The sequence below is a fragment of the Terriglobus roseus genome (assembly GCF_900105625.1).
Lineage (GTDB): Bacteria > Acidobacteriota > Terriglobia > Terriglobales > Acidobacteriaceae > Terriglobus > Terriglobus roseus_B.
This window is the reverse complement of the sequence record NZ_FNSD01000001.1, coordinates 319,031-337,144: the sequence shown is the minus strand read 5'-3', so window position 1 is coordinate 337,144 and position 18,114 is coordinate 319,031. Positions and strand designations below refer to the sequence as shown.

General features: G+C 58.9%; 16 protein-coding genes. 12 read left to right on the top strand and 4 right to left on the bottom strand.

Translation table 11 applies throughout. The annotated features are described in order from the left end of the window. The first annotated feature begins 116 nt into the window (after nt 1-116). From BLW03_RS01295 to BLW03_RS01280, 4 genes are all read left to right on the top strand, one after another. Nucleotides 117-1,385, top strand: coding sequence for a cupin domain-containing protein (locus BLW03_RS01295; protein ID WP_074651992.1), 1,269 nt, complete (start codon nt 117-119; stop codon nt 1,383-1,385). Nucleotides 1,386-1,462: 77 nt separating this feature from the next. Further along, the gene (locus tag BLW03_RS01290; RefSeq protein WP_139285052.1) at nt 1,463-1,894 is read left to right on the top strand and encodes a hypothetical protein; all 432 of its coding nucleotides are present in this window, start codon (nt 1,463-1,465) and stop codon (nt 1,892-1,894) included. Between the two features lie 84 nt (nt 1,895-1,978). Then, a complete protein-coding gene (locus tag BLW03_RS01285) occupies nt 1,979-3,379 on the top strand; it encodes an alginate export family protein (protein WP_083350243.1) in 1,401 nt (466 codons plus the stop codon). 95 nt (nt 3,380-3,474) lie between these two features. After that, nucleotides 3,475-3,912: a hypothetical protein gene (locus BLW03_RS01280; RefSeq protein ID WP_074651989.1), complete on the top strand. Its 438-nt coding sequence runs from the start codon at nt 3,475-3,477 to the stop codon at nt 3,910-3,912. 119 nt (nt 3,913-4,031) lie between these two features. On the opposite strand, the gene BLW03_RS01275 is transcribed toward BLW03_RS01280, so the two are convergent. From BLW03_RS01275 to BLW03_RS01265, 3 genes are all read right to left on the bottom strand, one after another. Continuing rightward, a complete protein-coding gene (locus tag BLW03_RS01275) occupies nt 4,032-4,547 on the bottom strand; it encodes a Dps family protein (protein ID WP_074651988.1) in 516 nt (171 codons plus the stop codon). A 90-nt stretch (nt 4,548-4,637) separates the two neighbouring features. Next, nucleotides 4,638-5,783, bottom strand: a complete 1,146-nt coding sequence (locus BLW03_RS01270) for an NADH:flavin oxidoreductase/NADH oxidase (RefSeq protein WP_074651987.1) — start codon at nt 5,781-5,783, stop codon at nt 4,638-4,640. A gap of 113 nt (nt 5,784-5,896) precedes the next feature. Then, the gene (locus tag BLW03_RS01265; protein ID WP_244501909.1) at nt 5,897-6,502 is read right to left on the bottom strand and encodes a response regulator; all 606 of its coding nucleotides are present in this window, start codon (nt 6,500-6,502) and stop codon (nt 5,897-5,899) included. A gap of 247 nt (nt 6,503-6,749) precedes the next feature. Between BLW03_RS01265 and BLW03_RS01260 the strand changes: the two genes are divergently transcribed. From BLW03_RS01260 to BLW03_RS01225, 8 genes are all read left to right on the top strand, one after another. Continuing rightward, complete coding sequence (locus tag BLW03_RS01260; protein WP_074651985.1) at nt 6,750-9,044, top strand: xanthine dehydrogenase family protein molybdopterin-binding subunit; 2,295 nt, start codon at nt 6,750-6,752, stop codon at nt 9,042-9,044. Continuing rightward, entirely contained in the window at nt 9,041-9,610 is a 570-nt protein-coding gene (locus BLW03_RS01255; RefSeq protein WP_074651984.1) for a (2Fe-2S)-binding protein, read from the top strand. Before BLW03_RS01260 ends, BLW03_RS01255 begins: the two co-directional genes overlap by 4 nt. Continuing rightward, on the top strand, nt 9,607-10,605 hold the full coding sequence (locus BLW03_RS01250) for an FAD binding domain-containing protein (RefSeq protein ID WP_074651983.1): 999 nt from the start codon (nt 9,607-9,609) through the stop codon (nt 10,603-10,605). Before BLW03_RS01255 ends, BLW03_RS01250 begins: the two co-directional genes overlap by 4 nt. Nucleotides 10,606-10,613: 8 nt before the next feature. Further along, nucleotides 10,614-11,642, top strand: a complete 1,029-nt coding sequence (locus tag BLW03_RS01245) for an amidohydrolase family protein (RefSeq protein ID WP_074651982.1) — start codon at nt 10,614-10,616, stop codon at nt 11,640-11,642. Beyond that, the gene (locus BLW03_RS01240; RefSeq protein ID WP_074651981.1) at nt 11,639-12,763 is read left to right on the top strand and encodes an FAD binding domain-containing protein; all 1,125 of its coding nucleotides are present in this window, start codon (nt 11,639-11,641) and stop codon (nt 12,761-12,763) included. Before BLW03_RS01245 ends, BLW03_RS01240 begins: the two co-directional genes overlap by 4 nt. Before the next feature lie 148 nt (nt 12,764-12,911). Next, nucleotides 12,912-13,298: a response regulator gene (locus BLW03_RS01235; RefSeq protein WP_074655692.1), complete on the top strand. Its 387-nt coding sequence runs from the start codon at nt 12,912-12,914 to the stop codon at nt 13,296-13,298. 99 nt (nt 13,299-13,397) lie between these two features. Then, nucleotides 13,398-14,030: a response regulator gene (locus tag BLW03_RS01230; RefSeq protein ID WP_074655691.1), complete on the top strand. Its 633-nt coding sequence runs from the start codon at nt 13,398-13,400 to the stop codon at nt 14,028-14,030. Nucleotides 14,031-14,165: 135 nt separating this feature from the next. Continuing rightward, the gene (locus BLW03_RS01225; protein WP_074655690.1) at nt 14,166-14,987 is read left to right on the top strand and encodes an alpha/beta fold hydrolase; all 822 of its coding nucleotides are present in this window, start codon (nt 14,166-14,168) and stop codon (nt 14,985-14,987) included. A gap of 71 nt (nt 14,988-15,058) precedes the next feature. Here BLW03_RS01225 and BLW03_RS01220 read toward each other — a convergent pair whose 3' ends face one another. Beyond that, nucleotides 15,059-18,112, bottom strand: a complete 3,054-nt coding sequence (locus tag BLW03_RS01220; protein WP_074651980.1) for a sensor histidine kinase — start codon at nt 18,110-18,112, stop codon at nt 15,059-15,061. Nucleotides 18,113-18,114: the final 2 nt, after the last annotated feature.

Below are 18,114 nucleotides of genomic sequence, written 5' to 3'. Positions count from 1 at the left end.
GGTTTTTGCGGAGCAATTGGAAATGCGAGAGGGTATTGGCTTTTGGCACTTCGTCTGCACTTACCCGTATGGCTTCACCGCCAAAAGACACTACGGAGTCCACGAGGAGAAAGCGCATGAGCGGTATCGAAGACGAGAAGAGCAGCAGCATCAATCCATCTCGCAGGAAATTTCTGGGATCAAGTTCTGCGGCGCTGGCAGCAGCAGCACTTGTCGCTCTACCGTCTGGAGCACAGACGAGGCAGGGAACGAGGAATGCAGAGCACGATCACTCTGCGAATAACCCTGCGCAGGAGAACAAGATCCTGCTTGGAGAGAATCCAAATTCCAACAATCCACCTCCCAGCGATAGCGGCGATGTCGGTCCTATCTGGTACTCCTTCGATCTTGTGCACAAGCGCATCCAGGAAGGTGGCTGGACGCACCAGGTGACGGCTCGCGAGTTCCCGAGCTCGACTGACATTGCCGGTGTGAACATGCGCCTGACGGCTGGAGCTTATCGCGAACTGCACTGGCATACCGCGGATGAGTGGGCCTACATGCTTTATGGCAACGCCCGCGTCACGGTTCTGAATCCTGATGGAACCATGTTTGTGGGCGATGTGAGCGAAGGCGATCTGTGGGTCTTTCCCGCGGGCTATCCACATTCGATCCAAGGCCTTGGGCCGGACGGTTGTGAATTTCTGCTTGTGTTCAACCAGGGACTCTTTTCGGAAGACAACACATTCCTCATATCGGAGTGGGTCGCACATACGCCGACGGAGGTGCTGACCAAGAACTTCGGTCTACAGGAAGGGCAACTGGAAAAGCTGCCCATTAGCTCGCTCTACATCTTTCCCGGCGAAGTGCCAAAGAATTCGGTCGCGCAGGATAAGGCGGAGATCGGTGGTGCAAAGGTCGCATCGATACCGCAGTACACCTTCCGTATGCGCTCTATGGAGCCGACAGTAAAGACAGCGGGCGGTGAGGTTCGCATTGTTGATTCGCGAAACTTCCCAGTGTCCAAACACATTGCGGCTGCCTTGGTCATTGTGAAGCCGGGAGCCATGCGCGAGATGCACTGGCATCCCAATGCCACTGAGTGGCAGTTCTATCTGCAGGGGAAAGCCCGTATGACCGTGTTCATGCCGGTGGGCAATGCTCGCACCATGGACTACAACGCGAATGATGTTGGCTTCGTACCAGCGGTGGCTGGTCACTACATCGAAAACACCGGCGATACCGACTTGATCTTCCTTGAGATGTTTGCGACGGACCAATTCATGGACGTGACGCTCAACAACTGGATCCGTCGTCTGCCGGCGTCCATTGCCAGTGCTCACCTGAATCTAGATGCCAAGACGCTTTCGAAGATTCCGGCCGAGAAACAGGAAGTCCTGAAGTAGACCGTTCCGCAAAGACCTTCTTCCTTGCACTTGTGTGGAAGACCGTAAAAGACGAAAACCGAAACAGGAGAAAGATAATGAAAAATCTATGCATGTTGTTCGTGATCTTGCTTGGTACTGTGGCGACGGGTCGTAGTGCGCACGCACAGATGATGGGCACAATCGATTTCACGACAGACTTCGCCTTCTATGCCGGCAATGCGCTGATGCCCGCCGGCGCTTACACCATTCGCAAGGAGACGGATAGCGATCCGATCCTCTTGATCGAAGGCGATAAGTCACCGACGCACAGTGCTCTAGCGGAGTATGTTCCGATGCATGCGAGCACGGAGCACCGTCAGTCAGACGTCGTCTTCCAGCGTTATGGCGATCGTGACTATCTCAGCAAAGTGTGGATTGAGGGGCAGCGCTTCGGGATGCAGTTTGAGCCCACCAAGGCTGAAAAATCTTATGCGAGGTCCAAGAGCGTGAAAGAGCATAGTGTGATTGGCCGGAAGCACAAGTTCTAACCCCTCGATCGATCTCTCTCAACGCGGGGCACATGAAATCGTGCCCCGCATTTTTTTGATTTCAAGAGCTCTCATGGATACGCAATGAACACGTTTCGATCTACATACCGCTTGATGGTGATGCTTCTGTTGTCGTCCACATACGGCGTAGCGCAGTATGCACGCTATCCGAAAATCTCCGGCGATGTGCAGGCACTCCGCCTCAAAGAAATACCAGAATGGTTGACGTTCGATACTTCGCTCCGGGCGCGTGTGGAGTCGCAGTCGGCCGTCAATCTGGATCGCGGCAAGGGGCCTGTCTACGCACTGACACGGGCTCGGGTCGGACTGCGCTTCCAGCCGACTCCCTGGTTCAACGCATATGTGCAGGCACAGGATTCTCATGCGTTGGGGCTTTCTTCTCAGGACGCTTCGCCCACCATGCGCGACACTTTCGATCTGCGTCAAGCTGTCATCTCCTTTCGGAAGAGGTCAAGTCAGATCGTCGTTGGGCGGCAGCCATTGCGCTTTGGGGATGAGCGGCTGATTGGGATCAGTGACTGGACGAATGTGAGTCGCACCTTCGATGCTGTTCTATTTGAAACGGAAGGCAAGAATCGCATTTCGGTCTTTAGTTCTTCCGTAGTGAACGTGTACCCAGGTAGGCCGGACCGCGCGAACGGTGGACTGCATTTGCATGGGGCTGTGCTGGCACTCGACTCGGTAGTGCCGCGGACGTCCATTGAGCCGTTCCTCTTTGTCCAGACAGTCGCAAACGTCAGTAGCCCTTTGCAGACCCGGGGCCACGAAACACAGTTCACGTTTGGTGCGTTCGCGGCGGGCGATTTGCCAAACGGCTTCTTCTATTCCGGTACCGCGGCGCTACAGCGTGGAAGTTATGCGGGACAGTCCATCCATTCTGGCGGTGTCATTGCGCGGGTAGGCTACACCGCCCGGAAATTGCCCTTAGCTCCGGAGGCGAGCGTGGAGTATGACTTCGCGACGGGTGGAGACCCGCGCCGACCGGATCGACGGTTGACCTTCGATCAGCTCTATCCCAGCGATCACAATGTCTTCGGGCTGGTGGATCTATTTGGATGGCAAAACATTCAGCAATTTCGACTTGGCACAACTTTGATACCGGCGAAGGGCCTCACGGTGAGCTTCCAGGCGGAGGACCTGCATCTTGCCAGCGTGAGTGACGCTGCGTACGGGGCGGGCGGCGCAGCGCTACTGCTAGCACCATCGGATGGTTTTCACATAAGTCATTTGGGAACGGAGTTGGATCTCTCCGCTAAATACTTTAAGCACGACTTCGTTACGAACGTTGGTGTGGGGCACTTGTTTCCGGGCGGCGTCTTGTCTGAGGCAGGCAAGGGAACTCCGCTGACCATCGTCTACCTATCGTTCACGTATCGCTTCAAGGTGCAGAAGCGTGATGCATCGGCCGCAACTCGCAGCCACGCCGACTACCTGGTGCATAACAAGGAGAGCGATGACGAATAGCTGCACTTCTTACACGTCGAGGGACGTAGCCAGGCCGCGGACTCGTTTTTAGCCGGTCGAGAAGAATTTTCGAAACCGTTTCACCCGGAGGTTTTATGAAGGCCTATCTTGCGTCACTCGCTGTTGCGGTTCTGGTCTCTTGCGGAGGAGTACTAAGCGCCCACGCACAGTCTGTAGACCAGATCGAAGCGGACATTCCCTTTCCTTTCCACGCAGGCATGGTCACGTTTCCCGCTGGCAAGTATGGCTTTCAAGTCACGGAAGTCGCCGGCACAAGCACCATGGAGGCCCGCAGTGAAGACGGTTTGTACATGGCATTGATGGAAATCCGGAATGTAAAGGCGGACGTTCCAGTGGCGAAGTCCCGTCTTGTCTTCACGGAATCCAATGGCCATCACTTTCTTGCGAATATCTTCGCCAGCGGCGAACCCTACGGTCGAACGGTCGTGAGTGTTGGCTACGCCGTGAAGCTCGGGGCGTATCGTACGGATGGCGACACTGTGGAAGTACCAGCCCACCGATCGACGCAGTAGACACGCGTCGCGGACACCATTTCGTCGCTACGATAAGAGGCGTGGTCTTCAAAGTAAAAAATAGCGCTGGCTGGTGCGAGGCACGCCAGCCAGCGAGGTGGATGCAGGGATAGACCGGACTAAGGGCGTGTTGCCTCGAAGAGAAACCAGCTGCGACGTTGCGACTGATCGATCCAGTTCTCGATAAGGCTCGCAGTGGCAACGTCGGCTGCGTCATCGCACAACGTGTGAACGGCGCGCATGCTCAGCGTGAGGGCTTTTTCGTTTTCATGCAGCTCGCTCAGCATATCGGTGGCCGTTACGTAATCGGCATCATTGTCGTGAATGCGCTGGAGCCGGGCGATGTGTCCGATGGACCGCAGTGTGGTGCCGCCGATCTTTCGCACGCGCTCAGCGATATCGTCGGTCATGGCGAAGAGCTGGTCGCCGTGGTCGTCCAGCAGCAGATGATAGTCACGGAAGTGCGGACCGCTCATGTGCCAATGGAAGTTCTTCGTCTTCAGATACAACACGAAGGTATCTGCCAGCAGGGCATTCAGTCCACCGCTGATATCCTTCACGGCATCTGGTGCGATGTCCGATGCAAGTTTGAGGGGAGCCATTCTCTCTTCTTTCCGTTGAACGACGCTCGACATATTTTTCTCCTTTTTTGCAGCTTTGTAAGTCGTGGGTGTTTGCCTCCGCAGAGTTGGCGGTGGCGGAGTGCGTGTCGCGCAGGCTTGCTTCTATCGCGGGCCTAGCGCCCAGGGGAGCCTTGCAGGCTTGCGTCCATCGGCCGCGCGGACGTACTGCACCGGCCAGGGAACCTCTACTTTGAGCTGTCGAGCAGCCTCGATCGGCCAATAAGGATTCCTGAGTAGCTCGCGTGCAAGCAGCACCAGGTCAGCCTGTCCGGTCCGGATGGCATGATCTGCCTGTTGTGGGGAGGTGATCATCCCGACGGTCCCCGTCGCCACACCTGTCTGCTCGCGAATCTGCGCAGAGAAGGCCGTCTGATAGCCAGCGCCCACCGGAATTGCAGGCTGCGCTACGTTGCCACCCGAACTCACATCCACAAGATCGACGCCCGCATCACGCAGCAGCGGCACCAGGCGCAGGCTGTCCTGCATCATCCAGCCAAGGCCTTCGGGGTGCGCGTGACCGTCATATTCCAGCCAGTCGGTTGCGGAGATGCGGACGATTAACGGCAGGTGCTCGGGCCATACGGCCCGAATGAGTCGAACGGTTTCAAGGAGCATCCGTACACGGTTGTCGAACGTTCCACCATACTCGTCGCCACGTGTATTGCTGAGAGGAGAGAGGAACTGGTGAAAGAGATAGCCGTGTGCAGCGTGCAACTCAATCACGTCAAAGCCGGACCGGTAGGCTCGTTCTGTAGCGGTGCGGAAGTCATCTTGGATGCGGCCAATCTCGCTGACCGAAAGGCTCCGCGGCACAGCATGGCGTTCACTGAAGGCGAATGCGGAAGGAGCGAGAATCTCTTCCCAACCGCCCTCAGCCGCGGGCACAACGCGCGTCTGTTCCCACGGAGGTGCAATACTGCTCTTGCGGCCGGCATGACCAAGCTGGATGCCGGCAGCGGCTCCCTGCTGGTGGATGAAGTTCACACATCGTTCCAGCCCGGAGATGTGATCGTCAGACCAGAGTCCAAGGTCACCCGGCGAGAGCCTGCCTTCCGGTGAGACGGCAGTCGCCTCCGTGAGGATCAGTCCCGCGCCGCCTACTGCTCTGCTTCCAAGGTGAACCAAATGCCAGTCATTCACCATGCCGTCCACGGCAGAGTACTGGCACATGGGCGAGAGCGCAATTCGGTTAGGCAGCACTACGCTGCGCATGGCGAAGGGTGCGAACAGATGGGAGGGGTGGCTCATAGACTTCCTCGTGGGTTTAAGCAGAGATTGGGACCAGCACTGCCATCATGCGCTCCGCATTCGGACTGCCGCAGCCCCACTTGGAGATACTTCGTTCCCCTCATTCGGGTAGGTCAGTGCAGCTCCAGGAAGCCACGTCGTATGGCGATCGTTACGGCATGCGTCCGGTCGTTGGCGCCCAGCTTCGACAGAACATTCTTGACGTGTCCTTTTACTGTCTCTTCCTTGATGGAGAGCTGATCCGCGATCATCTTGTTCGCATTTCCGGCAGCAACGCATCGCAGCACCTCGATTTCGCGCAGCGTAAGTGCGTCGTACCCGGCGTGCTCGGCGATCTCCGATGCGATCTCTGGAGGGATGCGCCTCTGACCGGCATGGACTGCGCGGATGGTGTCGAGCATGTGTGTGCAGAGCATGCTTTTCAGCAGGTAGCCGCATGCGCCTGCCTTCAGCGCGCCAAGTGCCTGGGCGTCTCCTTTGTAAGTCGTCAGCACGATAACGCGTGCATCGGGAAAATCCTGCCGAATCAGCTCCAGGGCATGTAACCCGCTGATGTCCGGCAGACGCAGGTCCATCAGGGTGATCTGTGGCCGGTGAACCTTGAACAGATCTACTGCCTCGCGTCCGGTAGAGGCTTCGGCCACCAATTGCATATCACCCTGGGTATCCAGCATGGCGCCCACGCCACCACGAAAGACGGGATGATCATCCACGGTCATGATCCGGATGGGATGAAGCGGATCTCTGATCATTGCAGCTCTCTCAATCGATGTCGCGGTGCCCGCGGGATGTACCGTCAGTGTGCCATGCGACCGCTGGTACCGCCCCCCTCTTTCGGGGAATGCGCAAGCTTGCAAGTCGCTGTAGGCTATCCCCTCAAATGAGTAACAAGGGTGATGCTCTTCCGGGGGTGGTCACTGATTGCCAGCACGGATAGCTTTGCAACCAAGGATAGGCGAAGATGCTATGGCAACGAAACTAGTTGGAACCGACTTGAACCGGGTCGAGGGGCACGGGAAGGTGAGTGGGACGGCACTCTATACTGCCGACTACCATCTTGCGGATCTGCTTCACGCGGTATTGGTCCAATCGGAGATACCGAGCGGACGAGTGACGGCGGCTTCTCTGGAGACGGCGACCCAGCGCACTCTTGCCGCGCCTGGGGTGTCGTTCGTTCTTACGCCCTTGAACTGCCCCGCGCTGCAGGTGCTGCCTCGCGAACTAACGTTCGACCTGCCGCTGGAACGCAGACCACCTCTCTCTGACCTGACGGTGCAGCATGTCGGTCAACATCTGGCGCTGGTTGTGGCTGATAGTTTTGAGAACGCCACCTTCGCCGCAGCGCAATTCGATGTGGACTACGAGACCTCGCCTGCGTTGCTGTCTGCAAAGGCAGTGCTCGAGGCGCCGGTTGCGCCGGATGAACACGACGGGGCAGTACGGCACGGCAGCTATCTGCCGGATCACTTCGTGAAGCTGGTGGAGGAGAAGCTCCAGGACGCACGTGGGCCCGCCGAAGCTTCGAGCGCGCCGGTGCACGTGCATTCGCGGTACACCACGCCGATCAATGCCCACTATCCCATTGAGCTATCTGCTTGCATCGCGCATTGGGACGGGGACTCTTTGACTGTGCACGACAGCACACGCTGGATCATCGGCGAACGCGCCGCTCTTGCTGCGTACCTGAAGATGCCGGAGGAGAAGATTCGTGTTCTTTCGCCGCTTGTGGGCGGTGCCTTTGGCTCGAAGAGCTTCCTGTGGATGCATGTTGTCTTGACTGCGCTGGCCTCCCGCGAAGTCAGTCGCCCCGTCAAGTTGGTGCTTACGCGCGATCAGATGTTTTCTTCTACGGGCCATCGCCCGCGCACGGCGCAAACGCTTGACATCCACGCAGATACGGAAGGGAGGATCGCAAGCACCGAGCATCACACATTGACCGAAACCTCAACGGTCGCGCACTTCTGCGAACCGGCAGGACTCTCGACGCGCTTCCTATATCAGTCGCCGCGCCTGGTGGTGTCGCATCGCACCGCGCGCATCAATGGCCCCACGCCCTGCTTCATGCGTGGACCCGGCGAGGCACCAGGGCTTTTTGCGCTGGAGGTCGCGATGGATGAGCTTGCATACGCTGCCAACCTGGATCCGATTGAGTTACGCGTCCGCAACCACGCCCCCATGGACCAGGCCAGCGGAAAGCCGTGGTCCACCAAGCATCTGCTGGAATGCTACACACAGGGAGCTGCTCAGTTTGGTTGGGAGCGCCGATCGGTTGAGCCGCGTTCGATGGAACGTGACGGTGTCAAAGTCGGCTGGGGTGTTGCAACGGCAACCTATCCCGGTCGGCGCATGGCTGCAGGGTGCCGTGTCACCACAGATTCATTGGGCAATGTCACTTTCGCTTCTGCCACACACGAAGTGGGGAACGGCGTCCGCACTGTGATGACGCAGGTTGCGGCAGATGCGGCGGGGCTGCCCCTGGAGCAGGTTAAATTCTTGTCTGGAGACTCCGGCTTCCCCGGTGCGCCGTATAGCGGTGCATCGCAGACCACCGCGACGGTTGGCTCTGCCGTGCACCTCGCAGCGCAAAGGTGGCAGATGCATCTCCTTCAACTGTTGACGGCGATCCCGGCGTCTCCTTTCTACCAGCATGATCCAGCCGCTCTGAAGCTGGACAACGGTCTCGTGAGTTCAACAATAGACGCGACTGCACTCACTGTTCGGGAGCTCTTGCAGTTGCTGCCCGGCAATGCGGTGACGGAGAAGCTCAGCTTCGATGTGCAGGCGACTGCGGGTGACCAGGACGAGTTTGCCTTCCAGTCTTTCGGTGCACAGTTCTGCGAGGTGGAAGTGGACGAGGAGATAGGTCGCGCGACCGTCACTCGCTGGGTGGGAGTCTTCGACTGTGGGCGTGTGTTGAATCCCAAGCTTGCACGCAGCCAGATCATGGGCGGCATCACCTTCGGCCTTGGCATGGCGCTGTTGGAGCAGGTCCCATACGACACGATGACAGCACAGCTCATCGGCGAGTACTACCTGCCAACGCATGCGGACCGTCCCGAGTTCGATATTCACTTCATCGAATCGCCGGATTACGCGCTCGATCCCATCGGGGTGCGAGGCATTGGTGAGATCGGCACCTGCGGCGTGCCTGCGGCGATCGCGAACGCAATCTTCCACGCAACTGGCAAGCGCCTGCGTAACCTTCCCATCACACTGGAGCAGCTCATGGCTCCCTACGGACCGGCAGGAGTGAAGCCATGAACAACACTGAACTGCGCGGAAGCACTCGTCTGCGTGAGATTGAGACGCGCCTTCGTATCAACGGGGAACTCGTCACCCTCACGATCGACCCCAGGACCACGCTGCTCGATCTTCTGCGCGAGCGTCTGCGCCTTACTGGAACCAAGAAGGGATGCGATCACGGATTGTGCGGAGCCTGCACACTCTCTGTCGATGGGGAACGCGTTGTCAGTTGCCTGACGCTTGCAGCCTCCATCGATGGCTGTGAAGTGCTCACCGTGGAAGGTCTCGCGCACGATGGAACCTTAGGTGACCTGCAGCAGGCGTTTCTGGACCACGATGGTTTTCAGTGCGGTTATTGCACGCCGGGACAAATTTCTTCCGCGCACGCCATGTTGCACGAGCATGCGCGCGGTGACCTGAGCATGGTGTCGTTCGAGGGCACGCGCGACCAAGTGACCACCGGGCGCATGGGGTTGAGCGATCAGGAAGCGCGTGAACGCATGGCGGGAAATATTTGCCGATGTGGTGCCTATGCCAACATCGTCGCCGCGATTCAAGCGGTCGAGCGGGGAGCAAGACGATGAACACCTTTCAGTTTCACCATGCGACATCTGTTGAAGACGCGATCCGGAAGGTTGTCGCAACCGGTGGGAAGTATCTTGCTGGCGGCACCAATCTTGTCGATCTGATGAAGGGAACGGTCGAGCAACCGCCAGCGTTGGTCGACCTTCGCCGGCTCGGCCTTTCGAAGATTGTAGCCACGCCGCAGGGCGGTGTGTTCGTAGAGGCCGGCATCAGCAACAGCGCAATCGCCAACCACCATCTCATTCGTTCGCAATACCCAGTCGTCTCCCAGGCCATCCTGAGTGGTGCCACAACGCAGCTGCGCAACATGGCCACTGCGGGTGGCAACCTGTTGCAGCGCACTCGCTGCCCGTACTTCATGGAGACCGGCTTCCAAGCCTGCAACAAGCGCATACCTGGCAGCGGTTGCGCCGCGAAAGATGGCTTCAATCGCGAACATGCACTCTTCGGAGCGAGCGAGCAGTGTGTTGCGATCCATCCGTCCGATATGGCCGTCGCCCTCGCCATCCTGGATGCCGTGGTACATGTGCAGGGTCCCGATGGGAAGCGGTACATTCCGCTGCAGGAGTTCTTTCGCCTTCCGGGCGATACGCCGCAGTTCGATAACGCGCTGCACCCGCATGAACTCATCCTTGGCATCGAGTTGCCACCATCCCGGTTGCGCAACAACTCCTGGTACTTGAAGGTGCGGGATCGTCACAGCTACGCCTTCGCGCTTGTCTCCGTAGCGGCTGGCCTCGAGCGGGGCGAAGACGGAACCATCCGTCGCGCTGCGCTTGCTCTTGGCGGTGTCGCACCCATGCCGTGGCGAGTGCGTGAGGCGGAGTTGAGCCTTCTGGGCAAGCCCGCGAACGATGAGGCCTTCCACGAAGCAGCGGAGCTCGCGCTTCAAGGCGCCGTGCCGCTCAGCCAAAACAATTTCAAGATTGACCTTGGGAAGCACAGCGTGGTCCGCACGCTGCGTCTCGCCAGCAGCGGACCACAGACGCGGTAAGGAGAACCATGGCGATTCAGCAGCAGCCAGTGTCCGGCATCGGGGATCCGACCTTGTACCGGGTAATCACTCTCGAAGAGCACTTTACGACACCTGACTTTCTGCGAGCGACAGCTCCGTTCACACCGGCTCTGGGAACCTCCGCTGCGCTGGAGGAGAAGCTGCTTGATCTTGATGAGCGACGCCTCGCTGCGATGGACGAAGGCGGCGTGGATCTTCAGGTACTTTCACTTGCTGCAACAGGCCAGGAGCAGCTTACGTCGGCGGACGCCACCAGCCTCGTTCACGATGCGAATAACGAAGCTTATGCAGCGACCCAGAGGCACCCGAAGCGTCTGCGCATGTTCGCCAGCCTGTCGCTGAAAGATCCTGCCGCGGCAGCAAAAGAACTCGAACGCGGCGTGGAGCGGCTGGGCTGCGTTGGCGGCTTTCTCAACGGCACAGAGGGCGGTGACTTTCTGGACGCACCACGATTTGCGCCGCTCTTCGAAGCGGCCGAAGCGCTTGATGTGCCACTCTATATTCACCCGACCGCGCCCTCCTTGGCGATCCAGGACTTGTACTTCCGTGGCCTGCCGGAGGCGAGCGCTTACTTCCTCTCGACTGCGGCTTGGGGGTGGCATGCGGAACTCGGCATGCATTGTCTGCGGCTGATCCTCGCTGGTACCTTCGACCGTTTTCCGAGGTTGAAGATCATCATCGGCCACATGGGCGAGCATCTACCTTATTCGCTGATGCGGGCGCAGGATGGACTTCCGACGTCGGTGACTCATCTGCGACGCAGTGTCTCCGAGTACTTCCTCGATCACTTTTCGGTGACGACAAGTGGCTACTTCACTCAAGCTCCTTTTCGTTGTGCGAGGGAACTGGTCGGCGCAGATCGGTTGCTGTATTCCGTCGACTATCCGTATCGATCAAACGTCGCAGGCGCTCATTTTCTTGAGCATCTGGAGATCACTCCCGATGACCTGCGAAAGATCGCGTCCGGCAACGCGGAACGAATATTGAAGCTGCCGTCTGAGCTGGTGTCGCGTTGAAGCCCGGTAAGGCGATCCTCGCGGGCGGCTCGGTGGGCGGGCTGTTTGCGGGCGTGCTGCTTCAGCGGGCCGGGTGGGATGTTGTCCTCTATGAGCGGTCAGTTTCCGGCTTGGCCGGCAAGGGTGCAGGGCTTGTGCCGCAGAGCGAAGTTGCGGCGATCCTTGAAGAGGTAGGTCGGCGCGATGTCCTGAGTTCCGGAGTCATCGCGCACGAGCGTATCTTTCTTGATCGATCTGGGGCGATCAGCGAGACAATCCCGTCGCCCCAATCGCAGATGTCCTGGGACCTGTTGTTCTCGGCCTTCCGAAGTCTCGTAGCCGACGCAGAGTATCACTCGGGGAAAGTCATTGTGCACGTTGCATCGAGCGCCTCCGAGGCTACCGTTCGTTTCGAGGACGGTGCACAAAGGACTGCAGATGTTGTGATTGGCGCTGATGGTATTGGCTCCGTTGTCCGGCAGATGGTTGCTCCAGGAACGGAACTTCGTTATGCCGGTTATGCAGCGTTCCGTGGGTTGTCGCCCGAGACACGACTCTCGAAGGCTGCGGCCGACCTGCTCTCAGAACGTTTCGCCTTCCTCAATGCCTTTCGGTCGCAATATCTGGGCTATCTTGTCGCAGGCCCGGATGGCAGTATCGCGCCCGGACGCAGGCGGTACAACTGGGTTTGGTATCGTGCTCTAGACAGCGAACAATTGCAGGCGGCGCTGCAAACCGAGGCAGGGGACGACCGGCTGTACTCCGCGCCACCCGGCGGGTTATCGAATGCCACCGTGCGGGAGCTCGCAGACGCAGCCCAATCGTTGCTGCCGCCTGTTCTTGCTGAACTAGTACGCAGCGAGCCACGTCCCTTTCTACAGGCGATCTTCGATTACGGAGCTCCGCAAATGAATCGCGGACGGGTCGCTCTTCTAGGGGATGCGGCCTTCGTTGTTCGACCTCACACCGCCATGGGAGTATCCAAAGCTGCGGGCGACGCAATGGCTCTGCGCGATGCGCTGGAACAAAGCGAGACTGTCGAAGAGGCGTTGAACCTTTACAACCTGCAGCGCCACCCTGTTGGCACTGCGATCGCCGCGTATGGACAACGCCTTGGACGAAGCTTTGCAGCAAGCGAGTAAGTGCAAGGTCGCGCTGGCCTGTATCGGTTTGCGCTATACGGTGGTCTCGACGTACCTCGAAAGAGCAGGGTTGGTTGCGCTCTTACGGGGGCTGCGCAAGGAATACCCAGCCGCCATGATGGGAGCAGACCTTCCCACTGGAGCTGGCATGGATATCTTTGTCGTCGATGACGAACGCATCATTGCAGAAACACTCGCGATTATCCTGCGTAACCATGGCTACAGTGCGGAGACTTTCTTCTCCGCAGAGCACGCTCTGGCCAGCATCGGAAAGTCGCCACGCCTGCTCCTTACAGATTTCCGCATGGGCCGTATGTCCGGCATCGACCTGGCGATGGAGGCTCATAGTCGCATCGACTGCAGCGTGATCCTGTTCTCTTCGGATCTTCAGGAGTGCGACCGGGAGTGGCAGATGCTCCAGAAGCGCGATTCGCGCTGCACACTTTTGCGTAAGCCGCTTCACCCTGCCCGATTGCTGCAACAGGTCCGCCTTTCTCTAAGCACCGAACCGCGGTTGGGACTACATGTGTCGTGACCTTGCCCTGGAGTGGTCGAAGACGATCGAAGGTTGAACGGACGAAAGCGAGCGTTATCCTGACGATTCAAGTGTCGAGAAACGTGATGAGGAATGAAGATGACGGAAAAGAAACCAATCCGGGTTATGGCAGTGGATGACCATCCAGTCTTCCGTCAGGGGGTTCGCGCCATGTTGTCCACGCAGCCCGACATGATTCTGGTTGCGGAAGCGTCCACGGGACGTGAGGCGGTCGAGCTCTTTCAGATTCACAAGCCCGATGTGACTCTTATGGATCTTCGTCTGCCGGACATTAATGGACTGGAAGCAATGGCGATCATTCGTGACCGTTCGCCGAATGCACGCATGATTGTCCTGACGACTTACAAGGGTGATGTGCAGGCGCTGCGGGCGATGAAGGCCGGGGCGTCGGGATACCTCCTGAAAAGCATGCTGCGGATGTACATGCTCGATACCATCCGTGCGGTCCACGCTGGGCACCGGCGGGTACCGGCCGAGGTCGCGGCGGAGATGGCGGAGCATGCCGCAGACGATGCACTGACCGCTCGCGAGATTGAAGTTCTATTGCACGTCGCCGCCGGCAATGCCAACAAAGCTGTGGCCGACAAGCTCGCCATCACCGAAGACACTGTGAAGGCGCATATGAAGAGCATCCTGGCCAAACTTGGCGCGAACGATCGCACACATGCAGTGACCATTGCGATGCGCCGGGGCTTTCTAGATCTCCATTAGTCGAGAGGCATGGGGCAGAGAAGTCCCGCCTCACTCGAATGAGGGTGTATCCGACTCACCTGAAGAGGCTGGGGTCATCTTCTCCGACGGCTCATGATCATGGTGGTTGTAAAACACCAGATCAAAGGAGCGGATATGAGCACGTTTGTCACGAAGAGCGGCGTTTCGTTGTATTTCAAGGATTGGGGCGAAGGGCAGCCCATCGTTTTTTCACACGGCTGGCCTCTGTCGGCCGACGCGTGGGACGCGCAGATGTTGTACTTCGGCGAACGCGGCTACCGCGTCATCGCGCATGACCGTCGTGGAAATGGCCGTTCTGAGCAGACGTGGGATGGCAACACTATGGACGTGTATGCCGACGATCTTGCAGAACTCATCGAGCACCTGGACCTAAGGGACATGATCATGGTTGGCCACTCCACCGGCGGCGGCGAGGTTGCGCGTTACATCGGCCGCCACGGTTCAAAGCGTGTCGCGAAGGCTGTGCTCGTCAGCGCGGTACCTCCCATCATGCTGAAGTCAGAATCCAATCCGTACGGCACACCGATCGAAGCGCTGGACGGGATCCGCAGCGGCGTTGCCGGCAATCGCTCCCAGTTCTATCTCGACCTTACAGGACCCTTTTTCGGTTACAACCGCCCCGGTGCGAAGGATTCGATCGGCATTCGCCAGAGCTTCTGGATGCAGGGCATGATGGGCAGCGTCAAGAGCCAGTACGACACCGTCAAGCAGTTCTCTGAGACGGACTTCCACGCCGATCTGGCAAAGATGGATATCCCCACGCTCGTGATGCAGGGCGATGATGACCAGATTGTTCCCTTCGCAGCTTCGGGTGAGTTGACTGCAAAGCTCGTGAAGGGCGCTCAGTTAAAGGTCTACAAGGGATTTCCTCATGGCATGCCGGTCAGCGAGGCGGAGACCATCAACAAGGATCTGCTGGCGTTCATACAGAGCTAAGCAATCGAAAATTGCAACACAGAACAGCGCAGCCATGGCTGCGCTGTTCTGTGTTGCAATTTGCCTCACGATCAACGGAGCTCCTGGGTCTTCAGTGTGCTGAACATATCCCACCAGCGTGATGGTGTGGACTTCGGATAAGCAATCGATCCCGGGACGCAGAGGCTGACGTCCGTGCCTCGTCCGAGGTCGGAGCGAATGGAAAGCTGACCGCCGATACGGGTGGCTCTCTCGCGCATGCCGGCAATACCCCAATGACCGGGCCGGCTTGCCTCTTCAGCCGCAACTCCCAGACCTTTGCCGTTATCACTCACGGTCAACTTCAGTTGTTCAGGGGAATACTCCAGCAGGATGGAGATCCTCGTCGCTCCCGCATGCTGATACGCGTTCTGCAGTGCCTCTCTCCCAACGCAGAAAGCCTCATCCAGGATCAGCGGGTGCAGCGGAAGCTTGTGTCCTCGAGTGCTCCACGCGAAGGTGGCGGTTCCAGAGAGCGCGAGCAAAGTGCCTGCTTCCGCCAGAATCTCTTCCAACTCGTTCGGATCCGCGCTGGTGCTGCGAAGATCTCGGACGCGATCTCGTCCTTCGGTTGCAACAGACTCCGCGAGGGTTAGGGCCTGCTGCATCTTCTGCCGTAGCGTGGCATCGAGTTGCGGCCCTTGAGAGATGGCGCCGAAGCGCAGGATAAGTCCCTGCACACCCTGCAGGAGTGTGTCATGCAGATCCCGCGCGATTCTTTCGCGCTCCTGCACACGCTCCTGCAAGCGAAGCTGAGCCACCTTGTAGATCTGCGCGATTCGCCAGCGGAACAGCAGCCATGTGAGCAGAAGCGCAGTAACGAAAATCGCCGCACGCACCGACCGCCGCTGCATCGCAGAGGGTGGGATCACCACCGGCAGCGGTGCAGACGGTGGGCTCCAGGTCTTCTGGTCGTAGGACGCTTCACTTTCGAAGGTGTACGATCCCGGCGGAAGATCTGTAAAGACGGCCTCGCGCCGGTTACCGGCATCCTGCCACGTTTTATCGAAGCCGCGAAGACGGTAGCGGAAACGCAGGCGTTGCACGTCCCGCAGGGCCGCGGCGCCGTAATCGACTTCTAACGTGTGGATCTTCGGCCGCAACTCCGTCTGCAACTCCAACGCCTCACCATCGGCACGCAGGCTGGTCAGGTAGGGCGCCGGTGCTGGTGCGCGAATGCTTAGCGATGCGGGATCGACGGCGTATGCACCTAGTTGCGTCGTGAAGATCATGACGCCCGACGAGAGTGCGGCTGCGGTCGGTGTCAGAAAAGATCGCAACGGCAATCCCTCGACCCCATCGGAAGCGTCGTAGACTTCCGCCGAAACGGTCATGGCAGTTCCGTCGAGTACAGCCTGCACGGCACCGCGACTCAGATGGGCGACGCCCACTGCAGTATTCAGCCAAAGATCACGATTCGCGTCTAGGAGAAGTCCCGAAATGCGATAGATCGGCGGCACACTCTGCGTCGCGACGACCTGCAGCTCTTGGCCATTCCACAAGCCGATGCCCTTTTCTCCACCGACCCACACACCTTCGGCTGAGGGCGTGATCACCGTCACGGGACCAAGAGTGAGCGATTGCCTGTCCTGGGTTCGTGTCTCGTCCTGATAGGTCAGCAGGACACCGTCCCGTGTGCCCACGTAGAGATTGTGACCGGTGTGAGCAAGTGATGTAATCGCCATGTGAGACAAGCCCTCAGGCCTGGACCAGCCGTGGCCGTCCCAGTGCATCGCCCCCACTGTGTTGACTGCGGCCCAAAACCCACCGCTTCCATCCGGAACCATGGCGGTAATGGTCTGCTTGACCATCACCGGGTCTAGCTGGAACACCGTCCATTTGCTGGCAGTCAGCAGACCGATGCCAGCGTCGGATGCGATCCACAGGCCCTCTTTGCCGTCCGCAGTGAGCGAAGTGATTCGGGTTACAGCAGCTGGTAGCGAAGAACTGCGCGTGATTTTGCCGGCGGCGTCTCGTAACCAGGCACCGCCTGTGAAGGAAGCGAGCCACGCGGAGCCGCCGCCGGCCGGCTGCACGCCCAGGTAGGCGGAACCAATCGGTCCATCAATTCGATCTACAGTGCCTGCATGAAAGCGGTCCAGTCCACGTTCGGTGCCGACCCAGATGTCGCCGTCCTTGTCTACGAAGTTCGACATCGTCTGCTCGGATGTCAGGCCATCCTTCTCGTGGAAGGTCTGCATGCGGGCTGCAGCATTCAGAGGTGCTCCTCTCAGCATCGGCAGCACGCGGCGTACACCAAAGCCGCGTTCTGTCACCCAGAGCGCACCCGTGTGATCGAAGCGAATGTCCGGCGAGAAGAAGGAGTACGACCATGGCACAAGGGGGCCGGACGGCACGTTTCCCGGGCCCAGCAGCAACAGGCCATCCTTCGTGCTCTCCCAGAGGCGGCCACCCGCATCCAGTGCAAGTGGCATGTAGCCGAGTCGTCCGTCTGCGACTGGCTCAAAGCGCTTGCTGCGTGAACTCCATGCGAACAGACCGAAGTTATTGGTTCGAACGACAAGGTCTCCCGCGCCATCGAGTGCGGCCGTGACGGATGTGCCGATAGGCAGGCCCAAGTCTGATCCGGCCGGATGAAACATCTTGCCATCGAAGCGTGCGAGCCCCTGCGTGGTGGACGCCCAGAAGTTTCCGTGGCGATCGAGGAAGAATTGTGTGACCCCCGCCTTCGGCAATCCCTCGCGAAACCGAGTGACCTTACCGTTGCGGAGCAACATGGCTCCGCCTGAGAACTGGCCGATCCACATGTCGCCGTTCGGCATGGACTTCAACGCGTAAATGTCTGCGGGCGACCAGGAGCTCTCGTCTACAACCGTCACGCGCGTGAAGTGCAGTCCATCAAACAGGTAGAGCCCCTGTCGTGATCCCAACCACAGCACACCGTCGGAGGTCTGCTCCATTGCCATGATGCTCGCAGGAGCGCCATCGCGGCTGGTCCACTGCGAATGCTGCAGCCCTTGCAAGGGCGTCTCAGGGGTTGCTGCCGGGCCAACGGCTGCTGCGGAAACCGAGCCGGAGAGCAGCCAGATGATGAAAAAAGTACAACAGGTTCGTAGGCAGGCTCGATCAACACCGAAGAAGGGCATAT

Excerpts from the sequence above, each read along its gene's own strand:
- BLW03_RS01295 (WP_074651992.1), top strand. The coding sequence starts at position 117 with ATGAGCGGTATCGAAGACGAGAAGAGCAGCAGCATCAATCCATCTCGC.
- BLW03_RS01290 (WP_139285052.1), top strand. The coding sequence starts at position 1,463 with ATGAAAAATCTATGCATGTTGTTCGTGATCTTGCTTGGTACTGTGGCG.
- BLW03_RS01285 (WP_083350243.1), top strand. The coding sequence starts at position 1,979 with ATGAACACGTTTCGATCTACATACCGCTTGATGGTGATGCTTCTGTTG.
- BLW03_RS01280 (WP_074651989.1), top strand. The coding sequence starts at position 3,475 with ATGAAGGCCTATCTTGCGTCACTCGCTGTTGCGGTTCTGGTCTCTTGC.
- BLW03_RS01275 (WP_074651988.1), bottom strand. The coding sequence starts at position 4,547 with ATGTCGAGCGTCGTTCAACGGAAAGAAGAGAGAATGGCTCCCCTCAAA.
- BLW03_RS01270 (WP_074651987.1), bottom strand. The coding sequence starts at position 5,783 with ATGAGCCACCCCTCCCATCTGTTCGCACCCTTCGCCATGCGCAGCGTA.
- BLW03_RS01265 (WP_244501909.1), bottom strand. The coding sequence starts at position 6,502 with ATGACCGTGGATGATCATCCCGTCTTTCGTGGTGGCGTGGGCGCCATG.
- BLW03_RS01260 (WP_074651985.1), top strand. The coding sequence starts at position 6,750 with ATGGCAACGAAACTAGTTGGAACCGACTTGAACCGGGTCGAGGGGCAC.
- BLW03_RS01255 (WP_074651984.1), top strand. The coding sequence starts at position 9,041 with ATGAACAACACTGAACTGCGCGGAAGCACTCGTCTGCGTGAGATTGAG.
- BLW03_RS01250 (WP_074651983.1), top strand. The coding sequence starts at position 9,607 with ATGAACACCTTTCAGTTTCACCATGCGACATCTGTTGAAGACGCGATC.
- BLW03_RS01245 (WP_074651982.1), top strand. The coding sequence starts at position 10,614 with ATGGCGATTCAGCAGCAGCCAGTGTCCGGCATCGGGGATCCGACCTTG.
- BLW03_RS01235 (WP_074655692.1), top strand. The coding sequence starts at position 12,912 with ATGGATATCTTTGTCGTCGATGACGAACGCATCATTGCAGAAACACTC.
- BLW03_RS01230 (WP_074655691.1), top strand. The coding sequence starts at position 13,398 with ATGACGGAAAAGAAACCAATCCGGGTTATGGCAGTGGATGACCATCCA.
- BLW03_RS01225 (WP_074655690.1), top strand. The coding sequence starts at position 14,166 with ATGAGCACGTTTGTCACGAAGAGCGGCGTTTCGTTGTATTTCAAGGAT.
- BLW03_RS01220 (WP_074651980.1), bottom strand. The coding sequence starts at position 18,112 with ATGCCCTTCTTCGGTGTTGATCGAGCCTGCCTACGAACCTGTTGTACT.